The following is a 219-nucleotide window of genomic DNA, read 5'->3' as shown; positions in this document are numbered from 1 at the left end:
AAGACAGCAGAAGGTACCTGGAGCTTCAAGTCTTATGACAAGACATCTGAAACCATCAATGGAGCAGATGTTAAGTTTGTAGGTACATGGGAATTTACAGCAACTCCAGTTCCAACAGTGACTCATAAAGCGGTTCATGAGTTTGTCAGCGGAACTCCAGGTAAAGAGCTTCCACAAGAAGTGAAATCCTTGCTTCCAGCAGATCAAACAGACTTGAAA

Annotated in this window: 1 protein-coding gene; it reads left to right on the top strand. The window is 42.9% G+C overall.

Going from position 1 to position 219, the window contains the following annotated elements; genetic code table 11:
- The coding region (locus HMPREF2991_RS11270; protein ID WP_257372004.1) for an SHIRT domain-containing protein at positions 1-219 on the top strand (219 nt) is incomplete at both ends.

The organism is Streptococcus sp. HMSC072D07 (assembly GCF_001814835.1).
Lineage (GTDB): Bacteria > Bacillota > Bacilli > Lactobacillales > Streptococcaceae > Streptococcus.
Note: the sequence above shows the minus strand (reverse complement) of the source record. Positions and strands in the feature narration are given on the sequence as shown.